Annotated in this window: 12 protein-coding genes; 10 read left to right on the forward strand and 2 right to left on the reverse strand. The window is 43.8% G+C overall.

The genetic code is table 11. From position 1 onward, the window contains the following. Positions 1-5: 5 nt before the first annotated feature. From VMW01_11905 to VMW01_11935, 7 genes are all read left to right on the forward strand, one after another. Positions 6-368 carry a nuclear transport factor 2 family protein gene (locus tag VMW01_11905; protein HUW06955.1) on the forward strand — a complete coding sequence of 121 codons (363 nt, stop codon included), beginning with the start codon at positions 6-8 and terminating at the stop codon, positions 366-368. Positions 369-416: 48 nt separating this feature from the next. After that, on the forward strand, positions 417-866 hold the full coding sequence (locus tag VMW01_11910) for a DUF3795 domain-containing protein (protein ID HUW06956.1): 450 nt from the start codon (positions 417-419) through the stop codon (positions 864-866). A 229-nt stretch (positions 867-1,095) separates the two neighbouring features. Beyond that, positions 1,096-4,218: a PAS domain S-box protein gene (locus VMW01_11915; GenBank protein HUW06957.1), complete on the forward strand. Its 3,123-nt coding sequence runs from the start codon at positions 1,096-1,098 to the stop codon at positions 4,216-4,218. Between the two features lie 206 nt (positions 4,219-4,424). After that, the gene (locus tag VMW01_11920; protein ID HUW06958.1) at positions 4,425-5,177 is read left to right on the forward strand and encodes a hypothetical protein; all 753 of its coding nucleotides are present in this window, start codon (positions 4,425-4,427) and stop codon (positions 5,175-5,177) included. 708 nt (positions 5,178-5,885) lie between these two features. Continuing rightward, entirely contained in the window at positions 5,886-7,970 is a 2,085-nt protein-coding gene (locus VMW01_11925; GenBank protein HUW06959.1) for an MBG domain-containing protein, read from the forward strand. Between the two features lie 3 nt (positions 7,971-7,973). After that, a complete protein-coding gene (locus VMW01_11930; GenBank protein ID HUW06960.1) occupies positions 7,974-8,168 on the forward strand; it encodes a T9SS type A sorting domain-containing protein in 195 nt (64 codons plus the stop codon). 559 nt (positions 8,169-8,727) lie between these two features. Then, the gene (locus tag VMW01_11935) at positions 8,728-9,117 is read left to right on the forward strand and encodes a bacteriohemerythrin (GenBank protein HUW06961.1); all 390 of its coding nucleotides are present in this window, start codon (positions 8,728-8,730) and stop codon (positions 9,115-9,117) included. A 352-nt stretch (positions 9,118-9,469) separates the two neighbouring features. Here VMW01_11935 and VMW01_11940 read toward each other — a convergent pair whose 3' ends face one another. Beyond that, positions 9,470-9,988 (reverse strand): HEAT repeat domain-containing protein, encoded by a 519-nt coding sequence (locus VMW01_11940; GenBank protein ID HUW06962.1) that lies wholly within the window; start codon positions 9,986-9,988, stop codon positions 9,470-9,472. A gap of 425 nt (positions 9,989-10,413) precedes the next feature. Between VMW01_11940 and VMW01_11945 the strand changes: the two genes are divergently transcribed. The 3 genes from VMW01_11945 to VMW01_11955 all read left to right on the forward strand — a co-directional run bounded on the left by VMW01_11945 (position 10,414) and on the right by VMW01_11955 (position 15,745). Next, positions 10,414-12,192: a chloride channel protein gene (locus VMW01_11945; GenBank protein ID HUW06963.1), complete on the forward strand. Its 1,779-nt coding sequence runs from the start codon at positions 10,414-10,416 to the stop codon at positions 12,190-12,192. A gap of 76 nt (positions 12,193-12,268) precedes the next feature. Continuing rightward, complete coding sequence (locus VMW01_11950) at positions 12,269-12,727, forward strand: hypothetical protein (GenBank protein ID HUW06964.1); 459 nt, start codon at positions 12,269-12,271, stop codon at positions 12,725-12,727. A gap of 513 nt (positions 12,728-13,240) precedes the next feature. After that, positions 13,241-15,745, forward strand: a complete 2,505-nt coding sequence (locus VMW01_11955) for a plasma-membrane proton-efflux P-type ATPase (protein HUW06965.1) — start codon at positions 13,241-13,243, stop codon at positions 15,743-15,745. Between the two features lie 204 nt (positions 15,746-15,949). Here VMW01_11955 and VMW01_11960 read toward each other — a convergent pair whose 3' ends face one another. Beyond that, complete coding sequence (locus VMW01_11960; protein HUW06966.1) at positions 15,950-16,621, reverse strand: 2,3-bisphosphoglycerate-dependent phosphoglycerate mutase; 672 nt, start codon at positions 16,619-16,621, stop codon at positions 15,950-15,952. Between the last annotated feature and the right edge of the window lie 236 nt (positions 16,622-16,857).

Here is a 16,857-nt window from a genome sequence, read left to right on the forward strand (position 1 = left end):
CAGAGATGATGAAACCAAGGGAAATTGTTGCCAAATTCGTTGAGCTATTCAACAAGTATGATGCTACTGGCCTTGCGGAACTCTACCATGACGACGCAATCAACCACCAGGTAGCAAACGAACCAGTAGTAGGAAAGGCTCAAATCAAGGAGATGTTTAAGAAAGAATTTGCAGCAGCCAAAATGGCATGCATTGTGGAGAACATATTTGAAGATGGAGAGTGGGGAATACTAGAATGGAAAGATCCGATTGGGTTAAGAGGATGCGGCTTTTTCCACATAGTTGATGGAAAAATAGAACTCCAGCGTGGCTACTGGGATAAACTTTCGTTTCTACGGCAGCATAATATACCGCTACCTACCGAGTAATACTTAGTGTTTAACAGTTTCTTCAAGAAAAACTATATGGATAGCCACATGAGAGAGGATATACTAAACAGGCTCGCACCGTGCGGCATACACTGTGGAAAATGCTTTGCCTATACCGATGGAACTATCAGAAGGAGTAGCATAGAGCTGAAAGAGGCATTGGGTAACTTCGATGTTTATGCCCAACGCTTTGCCGAACTGCTCAACGAACCTGTATTTAAAAAATACGCTGACTTTAAAGAACTCCTAACCCATTTTACAACAGCACAATGCAGCGGCTGTAGAAAAGAGGCATGTAAGCTATTCAAGAGCTGCAAGGTGCGAGATTGCCACAAGGAGAAGGGCGTTGATTTTTGTTTTCAGTGCACAGAGTTTCCCTGCAGCAATACCGGATTTGATGAGCATTTGTACAAAAGGTCGGTTGAGATAAACAGGAAAATCGAGAAAGTTGGTTTTGAGAAATACTACGAAGAGATTAAAAATAAGCCAAGGTACTAAGATTGAACTCTATAAATCCCGATAATGTAGACTACCTAATTGACAAATAAAAAACATACTACTATCATTAAACATTTTGGAAGGTGACTCAAATGTGAAAAAAACCTAACTTTGAGATTACAGAAATTAGTCGTTTTGACCATTTTTGCAACTATTATATAGCCATAGAATTACATGTAAAGGCCAGACAACAATGTCCTTATAATCAAAACTAACTAAACTCACAGTAATGGCATTTGGAGATTGGAAAAAGATACGGTTTGACTATAGAATCACTACAACGTATCTGGTTATTGGATTTCTATGGATTTTCTTTTCCGATAATATCCTCAACTACTTTATTTATGATAAGGAATTGATAACCAAATTCCAAACTTACAAGGGTAGTTTCTACGTTATTCTCACCTCGCTTCTCCTCTTCTATCTAGTAAAAAAGCATATACAACGACAAGCCAGAATCGAAAACCTCAGGAACGAAAGTGAAGGTCGGTATATGGCGCTGTTCTACGAAAACAACTCTGTAATTCTCTTAATTGCCCCAGACACAGAGCAAATTGTAGATGCCAACAACGCTGCGCTCGACTACTATGGCTACACGCGTGAAGAGATTACCTCCCTAAAAATTGGGAAAATCAACACACTACCACCCCAAAAACTTAAGCAAGAGATTAATAATGCCGTTTCGCTTCGAAAGCGCTACTTCAACTTCCAACATCAACTTAAATCGGGTGAAATACGCGAAGTGGAGGTGTACAGCGGAAGGATTATTATTGGCACCAAACCATTGTTGTATTCAACAGTTCACGACATTACCGACGTTAAACCAAACCAACTTGAGTTGCAGCGGAAGAACGAGGAGTATGCATCGCTAAATGAGGAGTACCTGCAGATAAACGAGGAGCTCACGCAAAGCATGGAGTCCGTAATGGAAGTTAACACCAAGCTGGCGCAGAGCGAAGAGCAGTTTAGGCTCATGGCAGAAAATGCACCTGAGGCCATTTTTATCCAAACCGATTGGCGCTTTGCATACGTGAATAAGCAGGCCATTAGGCTGTTTGGTGCCAAATCGAGTGAAGATCTGCTAGGAAAACAGGTAATGGAGCGGTTTCACCCCTCCTACTACGAAAAGGTCAAGCAACGAATTGTGGGGCTAAACAACAAAAAAGAGATACAGACTCCGCTAGAGCAAATCATTATCAAGCTCGATGGGTCGTACGTGGATGTTGAATCTTCTGGAGTTCCATTTACCTACGAAAATAAGCACGGTGCACTAGTTTTTGTAAGGGATATTACAGAAAGCAAAAAGAGTAAGAAGCGAATTACCAGCCTCTCCAAAATCATTGAAAATTCACTGAATGAAATTTTTGTGTTCGATATCACCACCCTTAAATTCTGCTTTGCCAACAATGCAGCTCTTACCAATTTAGGCTATACAGAGGAAGAACTACTCCAGCTTACACCTATCGACATCAAGCCGTTGTATTCACGTGAATCATTTATTAATGCGCTTTCTCCCATATTAAACGGTGAGAACCCAATTCTACACTTAGAAACTAAGCATAGACGAAAAGATGGAACGGAATATCCCATTGAGGTGCATATTCAGCTATCTGAGTATGAAGGGCAAAAGGCCTTTGCAGCAATAGTTGTGGATATTACACAGCGCAAGAATGCTGAACTTGAAATTATTGCAGCCAAGGAGAAGATTGAAACAAGCGCTATGCAGCTGCGGCAAATTTCCAACAACTTTGCCAACAGCATGATATACCAAACCGTGTCCACCGACGAAAGGCACAGAAGATTTACCTATCTGAGTGATTCGGTGAACAAATTCTACGGATGCACCGCCGAGGAAGCAATAGCAAATCCGGATCTCATATACCAAAGGGTGCATAAAGACGACGTTGATAGGATGATTAGTGAGGGGGCCGCTGCATACAAACATATGTCCGTCTTTAAGTTGGAGATAAGAATTAACGCACCCGATGGAGGTATACGATGGTCGCTGCTAGTTTCAAGCCCGCGAAGATACAAAGGAATGATTTACTGGGATGGAATCGAGGTGGATATTACCCAGCAAAAGAGGGTTGAACAGGAGTTAAAGCAAGCCAAGGAGAAAGCAGAAAAAAGTGAACGCGACATAAAATTGATAAACGAGGAGTACGAAACCCTAAACGAAGAGCTACGACAAACCAACAATGAGCTTTATCGCGCCAAAGAAAAAGCGGAAGAGGGTAATCAGCTAAAAACAGCCTTCTTACAAAACATGTCGCACGAAATTCGAACACCGATGAATGCCATCATCGGATTTTCACAGCTGCTCAACAAGCCGGCGCTGGAAGAGGCGAAACGCAGAGATTTTACGAGCATTATCGTAAACAGCACCAACCAGCTGCTATCCATTGTCAACGATGTGCTCACCATCTCTTCACTGGAAACCAAGCAGGAGAAGCTTACCATTCAGAAGGTTTGCATAAACAACATTCTTACCGAGCTATTTACCATCTTTAAAGGGCAGGCCGAGCATCACCAAATATCCTTTATTTCCAAACCACAGCTGGACGATGCCCAATCGGAGATATTTACCGATAGAACCAAATTAACTCAAATTCTCTCCAATCTACTTGCCAACTCAATAAAATTCACAAAGGAAGGGTACGTTGAGTTTGGCTATAGCCTTGGCGATGGTGAACTGGAGTTTTACGTAAAGGATACCGGAATAGGCATCCAAGCAAAGATGCAGGAGAAAATTTTTGAGCGATTCAATCAGGCAGATATCTCTATCAGTAAAAAGTATGGTGGAACGGGCCTAGGTCTTGCCATATCTAAAGCATTTGTGGAGCTGCTTGGTGGCCGAATATGGGTAGTGTCTGAACAAGGAAAAGGGGCAACTTTTTACTTTACAATTCCCTACAACCCTAGCCACAGCTTGGAGAAGGTTGTGGTGACCACCCCTCCAGAAAAAAAGCAAAAGGCCACAATTTTAGTTGCCGAAGATGAGGAATACAACTACCTGCTCATTGCCGAGCTGCTTGCCGACACGGAGCTTAAGCTCATTCACTCCAAAAATGGGAAAGAAACGGTTGGCATATGTAAAGAGAATCCTGAGGTTTGCCTAATTCTGATGGACATTAAGATGCCAATAATGGATGGCTACACAGCAGCCAAAGAGATTAAATCCTTTCGTCCTGAACTCCCCATTGTTGCCCAGTCGGCATACGCAATGGAGCACGAAATAGAGCAGTATGGGAACATTTTCGACGATTACTTAACCAAGCCCATCAAATCGGATGCGCTGCAGCAATCCATAAAAAGATACCTTGGAGAACCCAACAGAACCTATCCAGCATGATCCTGTACTGAAACTTTTAGAACAAAAAATAAGGCGTTATCCTTGATCGAATGCTATAAATATCGATGTTAGAAACATAAACATTTTCCCATTCTAACACTTCCTTTGTTCCTACACCGCATCCTCCCTCCAATCTGTTTGACCACGGGTATTGCCTTCGGCAAAAAATCGGAATAACTTGGTGAAATAACCTAATCGATAAAGCCATGCGATACATTTTAGTTCTAACCTTTCTGATATTAAGTTCCATAGCGCTCTTTGCACAGCAGGACACCATTGTAAAACTGAATAACGAACGTATAGTTTGCAAGGTAAAAGAGATTGGAACCGATGAGATAAAGTATCTACTTCCCGGCAACGATGTTGTTATGGTGATCGATAAGAATGAAGTAAGGAGGGTTATTTTGGCCTCAGGAACAACCATGAACCTGAGTAACTCTATGACCGACACAAGTTTCTATTCCGATCAGCGTAAGAATTGCCTAAAGTTTAGGCTAATTTCACCCTTAATAGGCTATTCCGAAATTATCTACGAACGAAGTCTAAAACCAGGGGCAAGCCTTGAATTTGGCGTGGGCATTATTGGTGCCGGTAAGCACTACGACCACGATTACAGCGGAGGCTCGCTCCGTATTGGCTATAAGTTTATTAAGAGCCCCGATTTTTACATCAAGGGCATGCGCTACGCTCACGTGCTCAAGGGAGCCTACTTCCGTCCAGAGGTGGCAGCCTCCTACTACAAGCGTGACTCCAAGGAGGTATTCGCCACGGCCATCATTTTTAACATTGGGAATCAATGGATATTCAACAACTTAATAGCCATCGACATTTTTGGTGGGATAGGATACGGCTACAGCTCACGCAATGTGTATGATTATCAGTTTGGCTACTCCACCGGAGCTTCCAACTTTCCAATTGCCTTAAGCACCGGATTTAGGATTGGCCTTCTATTTAACTAGATGGCGCTGGGGTTTTGGGTAACGGTGTTCATAATTTTTCCCTGTAATTGTATAAATCGAAAAAACTACAAAAAGATCGATAAAATAAGCGGAGCAAAAATAAATATTCTATAGAGTTACCAGCACCAAGCGCTACCCATTCCCCGGTAGCACTTTTTTTTTAAACCCGCTGAACCCTTTTACCGGGGAGGGTAAACCTTCGACCAGACGCCCAAACGCCCAGACCTTGCGTACAGATGAGTTAAAACTTGCAGAGAGCAAGCCTGTCAAGTGATTGGGAGTGGAATTAACTGTGTAAGTTTTGATGCTGCTACAGAAGATGAAATTTTATTTACTACAGCAGTTTACCATCGAAAAGTGACGTTCAATCAAATAAGCACAACTTGGTTCAAAAAAACAAAACCTTCACTTGACCATTTCTACGAAATAATTATTTTTGCTGGATAGGTATGGCGCCCGTCAGACCTATACACCCACCAACAGGTGCATAAGGATGATTTTGTCAAACCTAGAAAAAACTAGGGTTTATCCCCCGTTTTGGCATACAATCAGCTAACCCAAGTTGTATTTGTGAGTTGAATATTTCTTCCTGTTTTCAACCTCAATTGCATCTTGGAATCGCTAAAGACTAACTTTTCTGTCCAATACAGGTATGAAACCACACAAAAAAGTATTAGTGTTAGCAAGCTATTCCTTAAATTCACTACTATGAGAAAATTGTTACTTTCCACCTTTGCCGTTTTTATCGGCATAGTCAGCCTAGCACAACCTATTAGCACCGTGGCAGGCAATGGCTCTGAATTCTACTCGGGTGATGGAGGCCCCGCCACATCAGCCGAGTTAAATTGTCCAATCGGGGTAGCCGTAGATGCAGCCGGGAATTTGTACATAGCAGATTGCAATAACAACAGAATCCGAAAGGTAACCGCCGCCACCGGAGTGATTACCACCGTGGCAGGCAACGGTGGTACTGGTGGCTACTCGGGTGATGGAGGTGCCGCCACATCAGCTTCGCTATACTATCCAACCGGGGTAGCCGTAGATACAGCCGGGAATCTGTATATAGCGGATGGAGACAACAACAGAATTCGAAAGGTAACCGCTGCCACCGGAGTAATTACCACCATAGCAGGCACTGGCATTCAAGGTTACTCGGGTGATGGGGGTGCTGCCACATCAGCTTCGCTATACTATCCAAGCGGGGTAGCAGTTGATGTAGCCGGAAATTTGTATATTGCTGATGAAGGAAATAACTGTATCCGAAAGCTAACCGCCACCACCGGAGTTATTACAACTGTTGCAGGAAATGGAGCTTTCGGCTATTCCGGCGATGGTGGCGCGGCCACATCAGCTTCGCTAAACTATCCAAGCGGGGTAGCCGTTGATGTAGCCGGAAATTTGTTTATCGCGGATCAACAAAACAACACAATTCGAAAGGTAACCGCTGCCACCGGAGTAATTACCACCGTTGCAGGAAATGGAACTCCCGACTATTCCGGCGATGGTAGCGCGGCCACATCAGCTTCGCTAAACTATCCAAGCGGGGTAGCAGTTGATGTAGCCGGAAATTTGTTTATCGCGGATCAACAAAACAACAGAATCCGAAAGGTAACCGCTGCCACCGGAGTGATTACCACCGTGGCAGGTAACGGCTTAACTAGTTACTCTGGGGATGGAGGATACGCCACATCGGCTCATCTATATCGTCCAACCTGCGTGGCTCTAGATTCATCCGGAAATTTTTTCATAGCGGATTTTAGCCACTACTGCATCCGGAAAGTTTCAGTTCCCAATCCCATTACGGTTACCGCCAATACTAATCAGGGCAAGGTTTACGGTGCTGCCAATCCAACCCTAACATACTCTGTAACCCCGGCCCTCCAAAGCGGTGACGCCTTCACGGGTGCCCTTAGCCGAACTGCAGGGGAGAGCGTGGGGACCTATGCCATAAACCAGAGTACGCTAAGCGCGGGACCAAAATACATCATAACCCTTGTTACGGCTGATTTTTCCATTACGGCCCAACCCATCACGGTCACCGCGGATGCCAGCCAGGGCAAGGTCTACGGTGCCGCCGATCCAACCCTGACCTACTCCGTAACCCCTGCCCTCCAAAGCGGTGACGCCTTCACGGGTGCACTCAGCCGAGCTGCGGGTGAGAGCGTGGGAAGCTACGTCATCAGCCAGGGCGACCTAAGCGCAGGGGCGAACTATAGCATCACCTTTGCTCCTGCTGATTTCTCCATTACACCAAAACCCATTACAGTCACCGCGGATGCCAGCCAGGGCAAGGTCTACGGTGCCGCCGATCCAACCCTGACCTACTCCGTAACCCCTGCCCTCCAAAGCGGTGACGCCTTCACGGGTGCGCTTAGCCGAGCTGCGGGTGAGAGCGTGGGAAGCTACGCCATCAACCAGGGTGACCTGAGCGCGGGGGCGAACTATAACATCACCTTTGTAGGTGACAACTTCACCATAACCCAAGCAACGCCAACCATTACCTGGAACAATCCGGCAAGCATTACCAGCGGCACAGCATTGAGCAGCCTTCAGCTGAATGCTACCGCTGATGTCCCTGGTACATTTGCGTATACACCTTCGGAAGGTACTATCCTGGAGGTGGGCAATAACCAAGACCTAGCTGTTGTATTTACCCCTACCGATGGTATAAATTACACCTCTGCCAGTAAAACGGTGCAAATCACGGTTACGGCAACATCAGGTATCAGCGTATTATCGGAGAGTACGGTTGACGTTTTCCCCAACCCTACCACCGGCACCCTTACCGTATAGGGTTTGTCAGGGTTTTCAAAAGGGAGCACCATTAACTTACTTATTATGGACATCACGGGTAAAACAGTTCTATCAAAAAGAACAGATAGCGCGACAAACTCTGTTGCTCTTGATACGGGTTTTCTTGCACCGGGAGTTTATCTCATCAGCATACAAACCGATACAGAAAGAGTAGCGAAACGCTTTGTAAAACAGTAGATCACAGCTAACTTATTGGTTAGAGAGAGCCTTCAACTTACTGGAGGCTCTCTTTTCTATTTAAACTCACTTGATTTGAAAATAGCAAAATAGGTTAATTACTAAAAGGGGGAAACGGGTAAGCCGCTGCTGTAGTATCCAATGGTTTAATGATACCGAAGGTGATAATTATACTGAAGGTAGACCGCCAAGCCAGCTGAGCCGAATTAGAGGCTCCTTGCCATTCAGCCAAATAAAAACCCTGGCGATAATTAAGCAGAATTGCTTTGCAATCATCTTATATTTAGGCATATACAATTACATAAAGCCTAAAAACGAAATCACCGATTGACGATTCATAAATTAATTGTAGTTTTGTGTATGATACGGTTAAAACCACACAATACATACCAACAAGGGTGTGTATATGCAGTTTTTCCGTAAATATAAATAAGTTGGCAACCATTTTGAGACGTTATTACTGAGAACTTGATTTTTTCTCAAGGGAATAACAAAAACTTGAAAAAATATTCAAGTAAATAATTGAGCGATTTTTACAGATAATATTAAATCTCAAATTATGGAAACAATTCAATGGACTGAAAAAATTAGTGTAAAAAATGAAAAAATAGATAATCAGCATAAGAAACTGATTAAATTAACAAACGATTTAATTCTGCATGCCGATGCAACGCCAAATTCTAAAATTGTTAATGAAACTCTTTATGAATTATTGAAATACACTGAATATCATTTTCGTGTTGAGGAAAATTTGATGGAAAAATTCAATTACCCAAAACTTGAAGAGCATAAAAAAAAACATCAAGACTTTGTCTATCAAGTTGCAATGTTCTGTAATGATGTATCAGAAGGTAAGGCAACTGTTACAAATGAAATATTAAAATTTCTTTCTAGTTGGCTAATTCAACATATAAGTATAGCTGACCAAGATTTAGTAAATTACTTATAACCGATTTTAATAACGGTTGTCAATCAAGTAGTCCTCCCAGCCAGCTATTCGGGTCACACACCTCCCAAAACAAGCTAAGAACATTCTACCTCAAAGGAATTCGCTCAGCGCACCTGCTAAAGGGCACCAATTTTCCATCCCTAGGGTAGATGGCAAAAATGACGTATTAGAAGTCAAAAAACCTAAACATAAGTGTATTGCAATTACTCCTTAGAATAGAAAAAACTGCCCAGAGCATTTGGAACAATGGCAATGAGGGTTAGTCACAAAGCAACTAAGGGAAGAAAAGAAGCCCCTTACTGGTAAATAGAGGAGGTTATCTTTCAAACATTATTGCATGATAAAAAGGCACCTACAACTCTTCAAGAATTTTATATATAATAACCATTAGATGTCCTTTTCTTCCCGGATACCTGAAAGCCTTTAAAAGTTCCTTAATTGGAAAATCTTTGGGGATTTTTCTTTTCTTGTTCAATTCGTAAAATACATGGTGTGCTCCGGCCAAAACAAATACCGAAATATCCTTTTTCTTGGTGAGTGAAAGTAAAAGCGGTTTCGCCACCTGAAAGCCCAGATGTATCAAACCAATGGAAGCAATCCAGCGTAAATCGCCACTCTCCTCATCCAGCGCTTCAATAAGAAAGGGAATAGCTTCAGGATCTTTAATCTCTTCAATTGTTTTAAGAATCTCCCAGTGGGTCATACGTTTAGGGCAGGATAAATGCTTCACCAAAAAAGGAATCACCTCTTTGCCCAGCTGAACCAGCGCTGCACGGGCATTTTTTCTCTCGTTGCCGCTCTCGCTGTCAAGCTGCTTAATTAGCTCCTGAACGGAAGAATCCTTACTTGAACTTACCTCATTATCATTCATAGTAGCACATTTGAAAAGTTGCCAATAATAGTAAAAAAACTATCAGAATAACAGCGCGTTAACATGTTTTAACACTATTTCACCGATACTAGCTTCATGGTGCACTTCTCCATTGATATCTTTCTACAGTACAAGATGCTTTTTCCGCTATTCCTATAAGGATTGCCAACTAAATCGGCATACAAGGAATATCGGCATCTGTAATACCTCAACAGATAGGATAAAAATTTGTTACCCGAGTCCTCCACAAATAGTGGTAATGCTGCAGCTACCACAAATAACCCCATATTGTACTTATAAAGAATAAGGCTAAACTGGTTCTAAAAAGGCGATTAAATCGCCTCCAACAAACATTAGTATCATAAAATCATTATTTTTAGGCTTATCAAATCGAGCCATTCTGGTGAGATTTAGAAGTATACAGTATGAAGATACTACCCAAAAGACTCCTGGAGAGTTTGGACATTGGAATAGTGAAGAGCAAAAAATACCTCTATCAGCTGATTACCTACCTCCGAACTTCAGAAACCGTATTTCTACTTCTCTTTGCCAATATTATTGGTGTGGGTGCTGGTTTTGGCGCAATATTGTTCCGCTGGCTCATTGCCTTCTTTCAGAAAACATTCTTTAGTGATGGAAAGGAGGTTCTTTCATTTATGGGCCCATACTATGTGGTGGTGATTCCTGCCGTGGGTGGAATTGTGGTTGGATTGCTAATTTATTTTTTTGCCAGTGAAACAAAGGGACATGGAGTGCCTGAGGTAATGCTTGCTGTTGCCACTGGAGGAGGGAAAATACGTCCTCGCGTGGCGGCAATGAAAGCATTGGTTTCCTCCATATGCATTGGCTCGGGTGGCTCCGTTGGCCGCGAGGGTCCCATCGTTCAGATTAGCTCTGCGCTAGGCTCATCGCTAGGGCAGCTATTTCGCTTTTCGGAGGACAAAACTAAAATACTAGTTGCCTGTGGGGCTGCAGGAGGAATTTCAGCGACGTTCAATGCCCCTCTGGCCGGCATCTTCTTTGCGCTCGAGATAATTCTTCGCCAGTACGGCATGCGGAACTTCTCGTCGGTGGTGCTATCGGCAGTAACTGCTACTGTAATTTCTAGAGCATTTCTGGGATCCAACCCCGCATTTGCAACACCACCGTACGAAATTCTAAGTAACTGGGATTTTATCTTTTACGTCATACTCGGCTTTCTAGCGGCGCTAGTGGGTTGGATATTTATCAAAGTGCTTTATAAGAGCGAGGATCTTTTTGATGCTTGGAAAATCCCATCCTACCTAAAGCCGGCCATTGGTGGCCTAGCTCTTGGGGGCATTGGGTTTTACTTTCCCGAAATTTTTGGTGTTGGATACAACTCCATTGAGCAGGTTTTGAACGAACAGCTGGCTCCAATGTTGATCCTTGGACTTATTGGCCTAAAAATACTTGCCACATCCTTAACACTTGGATCCGGTGGATCGGGAGGCGTTTTTGCACCATCACTCTTTATTGGTGTAATGTTGGGAAGTGCATTTGGTTCCCTGCTTCACATCCTATTCCCCGGCATCCCTATCTCAATTGGTGGCTTTGCATTGGTGGGAATGGCAGCAGTGTTTGCGGGCTCTGCCCAAGCGCCCATCTCGGCAATCCTCATCCTTTTCGAAATGACTGGGGACTATAAAATTCTAATCCCCCTAATGATATCAACGGTTATAGCAACCATAATGGTGAGAAAACTCTCCAAAGAATCTATTTACACGCTCAAGCTCAGAAGAAGAGGTGTGGACATTATGGCCATCAAACGGCTCGATTTGATGGAAAATATTCTGGTGTCGGAGGCAATGTTTAAAAATGTTATTACGGTAACCGAAACAACCACCGTTAAAGATGCAGGGTTGATGATAAAAAGCACAACCCATAGAGGCTTCCCTGTTTTAAATGAAGAAGGAAAGCTAACAGGAATGGTAACCCAGCAGGATATCAACAAAATGCTTAGAATTGGAAAAGGAGACGTTTTGGTGAGCCAAATCATGACTACAGACATGATTCTTTGTTACCCAGAAGAGACGTTGAAAACAGCTCTTGAGAAGCTGGGTGAAAGAAACATTGGACGTATTCCAGTGGTAGTACATAAAGACTCAACGCATTTGGTTGGAATCATTACCCGAAAAGGAATTATTGCCGCCTACAACTTGGAACTACTCAAAAAGCAGGAATAGCATAAAATTGCCAATTAAACAGCCAGTTGTAATTATAAAAAGTGAAAAAGAGCTACCTTCACAAAAAAGCGGTACCATGGAAAAATGGAACAAGCTCGATAAATCGTTTGGGCCCGCTGGCTCCTTCGCCGGAATCATACTGTTTGCTGTTGGCATAGCAGTAACCTGCGTCCATATTGGCGGACTATTTTTGGTTATAATTGGAGCATTCGTTGGATTCACCGGCAGCTACGCTGTTATAGACTTCGACAAGCGAAGAGTTAAACTTTCGAATAATCTCTTTGGAGTTATTAAAACCGGTGAATGGATTAATGTAGAGCAGGGCATGAAGATTGGCATTAAAGAATCGAACAGGGTGTGGCAAGCCAATAGCTGGACCAACAGAACCGTAGACTTAGTAAAACACAGCTTTGTGCTATCGCTATACAGCGCAAGCAACCAGCTGATTATCCCCATTCAAAAGGTAAACTCGCTCGACCTAGCAAAGCAGGAGCAGAAAATTCTGTGCGATAAGCTTGGAGTAGAAACACTCTGATATACGATTTCCCCTGCAATAAACAGACTTCTCTCCCCGCAAAATTGCCGATGGAACCATACCGAAGGCAAATTTCTACCACTTTGCCTGTCAAAAAAATAAGGCATAAAAAGCCGTAGGATTACAACTTCTGAATAAAAACTCGGAAAGAGAAGTTACTGGCTTACCAACTTAATGTTCACACTTCTTTCATTTTTCCCATAAACTTTCAACGCTGACATTTATAACCCAACTATTAGGTATTAACTTTCAATTGGCATGTAGCTGAAGGTTAATAAAAGCTTAATAATGCTTTTTTAATTGAATTATTAATGGCGAAAACGCTGGAGGTATAGAAATATCAATGATTGCACAGCAGAGGTTCTAATCTTTACTGGAAGAACATTTACAAACCTATGTTGTTATCTACTTTAATATGCTCTGAACCTGAGCAAAACGAATTTTAGACTGAAATCCAAACCGGTACATATTATTTGTATACACTCATATAAGTCAAGAATAAAAGATTTGAAAATGGGAAAAAAAGTTACAAAAGATTCAAAGGCCAACGAACCAAATCTTGAATCGAAATCCGCGGCAAAGAACGATCTGCAGTCTATTCCTCTTGATGAGTTGGAAAAAAGATTAGCATCATCACCAGATGGACTCACTCAAGATGAAGCAAAGAAGAGATTAATTCAGTATGGACCAAACGAGATTGAAGAGAAGAAGGTCAATTCGTTTCTGAAGTTTCTTACCTACTTTTGGGGCCCCATCCCGTGGATGATTGAAGCGGCTGTAATCCTTTCAGCAATCGATAAGCATTGGCCGGACTTTTCCATCATACTGGTATTGCTTTTGGCTAACGCAGTGGTAGGCTTTATGGAAGAGCACGAAGCGGGGAATGCCATCGAAGCGCTTAAGGCTAAGCTAGCAGTAAAGGCTAGAGTAAAGCGTGATGGCGAGTGGACTACCCCTCCCGCCCGCGAACTAGTGCCGGGTGATGTTATTCGCCTACGCCTTGGCGACATTGTGCCAGCTGATGCCCGCTTGCTGGATGGCGATTCCGTGGAGGTGGATCAGTCGGCGCTGACGGGGGAATCGCTACCCATAACGAGGAAAAAGGGCGAAGCAGTATTTTCGGGCTCCATTATCCGGCAAGGGGAAGTTGGCGCACTCGTGTATGGCACCGGTGCCAATACCTATTTTGGCAAAACGGCCCAGCTAGTGCAGGATGCACATACTGTTAGTCACTTCCAAAAGGCCGTTTTAAAAATTGGCAATTACCTAATCATGCTTGCGGTTGCATTGGTGGCCATAATCATTGGGGTTGCCCTATTCCGTGGAGACCCACTCCTTGTCACGCTTCAGTTTGCCCTTGTGCTTACAGTAGCCGCAATTCCGGTGGCAATGCCCACAGTGCTGTCGGTTACAATGGCGGTTGGTGCTCGCCTGCTCGCCAAAAAAGAGGCAATAGTTAGCCGGCTGGTGGCCGTAGAGGAGTTGGCTGGGGTGGATACGCTTTGTGCCGACAAAACGGGCACACTTACCCAGAATAAGCTAACGCTGGGCGATCCATTTTGCTTGAACAATATTAAGGTTGAGCAGGTAATTCTTTATGGCGCACTTGCTTCACGCGCAGAGAACAACGATACCATTGACCTCGCCGTTATTGGTGGTTTAAAAGATAAGAATATTCTGAAGGGCTACGAAGTGGTTCACTTCATGCCTTTCGACCCTGTACATAAGCGAACCGAAGCCACCGTTAAGGATAAGGACGGAAGGGAGATTAAGGTGTCGAAGGGTGCCCCACAGGTTATTCTCGAACTGGCCTCCAACGCTGCAGAGGTAAAGCCAGCAGTGGACAAGGCCGTGAACGAATTTGCTTCACGAGGATTTCGCTCGCTGGGGGTTGCACAGGCAGGTGACGATGGAAAATGGATGTTTGTTGGCGTATTGCCCCTATTCGACCCACCAAGAGAAGATGCCAAGGAAACCATTGCTACCGCCCTTGCCATGGGCGTAAGGATTAAAATGGTTACCGGCGACGCGCTGGCCATAGCGAAAGAAACGGCCGAAAAGCTAAACCTTGGTGCCAACATCTTTGATGCCAGCGGGCTTGGAGACTCCAAAAAAACGGAGTCTGCCACCATGGCCAAATCCATTGAAGATGCCGACGGGTTTGCTCAGGTGTTCCCTGAGCATAAGTTCCACATTGTGGATGTGCTCCAAAAAAGAGGACATATTGTGGGCATGACAGGTGATGGTGTGAATGACGCTCCTGCACTGAAAAAAGCAGACTGCGGCATTGCAGTTTCCGATGCAACTGATGCAGCAAGGGCTGCTGCCGCAATTGTGCTATTAACACCCGGATTATCGGTAATTATTGACGCCATTAAGGAGAGCCGGAAGATTTTCCAACGCATGAACAGCTACGCCATCTACCGTATCGCGGAGACGCTGCGCGTGCTGTTGTTTATGACGCTGGCAATCCTAATCTTCAACTTTTACCCTCTCACAGCGGTGATGATTGTAATGCTTGCATTGCTCAACGATGGCGCCATCCTCTCCATAGCCTACGACAACGTTCACTATAAAAGTCAACCGGAGGCTTGGAATATGCGCATGGTGCTGGGCATTGCCACGGTGCTGGGAGTAATTGGTCCCATTGCTGCATTTGGGCTCTTCTACCTTGGTGACCATGTCTTTCACCTCGACAGACCTCATCTTCAAACGCTCATGTACTTGCTCCTATCGGTGGCTGGTCACTTAACAATATTCCTGACTCGAACGAGAGGTCCATTCTGGTCCATACGTCCGGCAAAGATTTTGTGGATTGCCGTTTTAGGAACACAGATATTGGCGACATTCATCGCCGTTTACGGTCTATTTATGACGCCACTTGGCTGGGGTTGGGCTGGATTTGTTTGGGGTTATGCAATACTGTGGTTCCTCTTAACCGACCGTATAAAGCTGCTTGCCTATAAGATTTTCGATCCACTAAAGCCTAAAGTTAATGCAGGTGTAGCAGCAAGCTAATGAGCAAACATTAAAAGATAGCTATTAACAAGAACGGCAAGGTCGATAAGGCCTTGCCGTTTTGCATTATATCCAAGGAAGATGTAACAACTAGGTGTATGCTTTATATGTACTGAGCGCAATCATATGAAAAGCCAACAAAAAAAGGGCCGCAACCTGCATGCCCATAGTGTGAAATCGGTAAAGAGTACTACTTAATTTCTGTCAAACCTTAACAATAGTTTTTCCGTCGAAGTTGTAAAAAAGCGGCACTCCTGTCGGAATTTCATACTTTAGAATCTCCTCCTGCGATAGATTTTCGATAAACATTACAATGGACCTCAGGCTGTTACCGTGGGCCGAGATAAGAACGTTTTTGCCTTGCTTTAGCTGCTCCAAAATCTGCTCCTTAAAGTAGGGTATGGTGCGTGCAGCGGTATCCTTTAAGCTTTCACCCTTGGGTGGTGCAATATCGTAGCTACGTCGCCACTGGTGCACCTGCTCATCACCGTATTTCTTGGCAGTTTCGGCCTTATTCAAACCCTGTAGCTGTCCGTAGTAACGCTCATTTAGGTGCCAATCGGTGTAAACGGGAATGGTGTCCTTAACCATGCTCTCGCTGAATATCTCCGCCCAATCCTTCATTTTGCCTTCATCGTGAACCACAACTGGCGTTTTAGTATTATTACCTTTGGCCAGTAAAATCATGGCCGTTTCTAGGGCACGAATCTGGACCGAGGTAAACACAACATCAAATTCAATATTGGCCAACTCCACTCCGGCCTTCTGTGCTTCTGCAATTCCTGACTCCGAAAGCGGAACATCCACCCACCCGGTGAATACGTTTTTCATATTCCACATCGACTCGCCATGACGAATCAAGACTAACTTTCCCATACTTTTTCTGTTTAACGATTCTCATAAACTATCAAAACAACAATATTCCCCAAAAAAGGTTGAAGTTTTTAGCTTATAACAAGGTTAGCTATTATCAATAAACTACCTCGCAGCAGAGCTGACGAGGTATTAAAACAAAGACAGTTGCTGACTGTGTATCTTTATATATTCTTTTTCTCGACCTTGACCCTTTACATACGCTTGTATTGTAGATTCATCTCCATGCTTACCTACTG

This window comes from Williamwhitmania sp., from assembly GCA_035529935.1.
Lineage (GTDB): Bacteria > Bacteroidota > Bacteroidia > Bacteroidales > Williamwhitmaniaceae > Williamwhitmania.

What these genes read in the sequence shown, in the direction of transcription:
- VMW01_11910 (HUW06956.1), top strand. Translation starts at nt 417, where the DNA reads ATGAGAGAGGATATACTAAACAGGCTCGCACCGTGCGGCATACACTGT.
- VMW01_11925 (HUW06959.1), top strand. Translation starts at nt 5,886, where the DNA reads ATGAGAAAATTGTTACTTTCCACCTTTGCCGTTTTTATCGGCATAGTC.
- VMW01_11935 (HUW06961.1), top strand. Translation starts at nt 8,728, where the DNA reads ATGGAAACAATTCAATGGACTGAAAAAATTAGTGTAAAAAATGAAAAA.
- VMW01_11905 (HUW06955.1), top strand. Translation starts at nt 6, where the DNA reads ATGATGAAACCAAGGGAAATTGTTGCCAAATTCGTTGAGCTATTCAAC.
- VMW01_11915 (HUW06957.1), top strand. Translation starts at nt 1,096, where the DNA reads ATGGCATTTGGAGATTGGAAAAAGATACGGTTTGACTATAGAATCACT.
- VMW01_11940 (HUW06962.1), bottom strand. Translation starts at nt 9,988, where the DNA reads ATGAATGATAATGAGGTAAGTTCAAGTAAGGATTCTTCCGTTCAGGAG.
- VMW01_11950 (HUW06964.1), top strand. Translation starts at nt 12,269, where the DNA reads ATGGAAAAATGGAACAAGCTCGATAAATCGTTTGGGCCCGCTGGCTCC.
- VMW01_11960 (HUW06966.1), bottom strand. Translation starts at nt 16,621, where the DNA reads ATGGGAAAGTTAGTCTTGATTCGTCATGGCGAGTCGATGTGGAATATG.
- VMW01_11955 (HUW06965.1), top strand. Translation starts at nt 13,241, where the DNA reads ATGGGAAAAAAAGTTACAAAAGATTCAAAGGCCAACGAACCAAATCTT.
- VMW01_11920 (HUW06958.1), top strand. Translation starts at nt 4,425, where the DNA reads ATGCGATACATTTTAGTTCTAACCTTTCTGATATTAAGTTCCATAGCG.
- VMW01_11945 (HUW06963.1), top strand. Translation starts at nt 10,414, where the DNA reads ATGAAGATACTACCCAAAAGACTCCTGGAGAGTTTGGACATTGGAATA.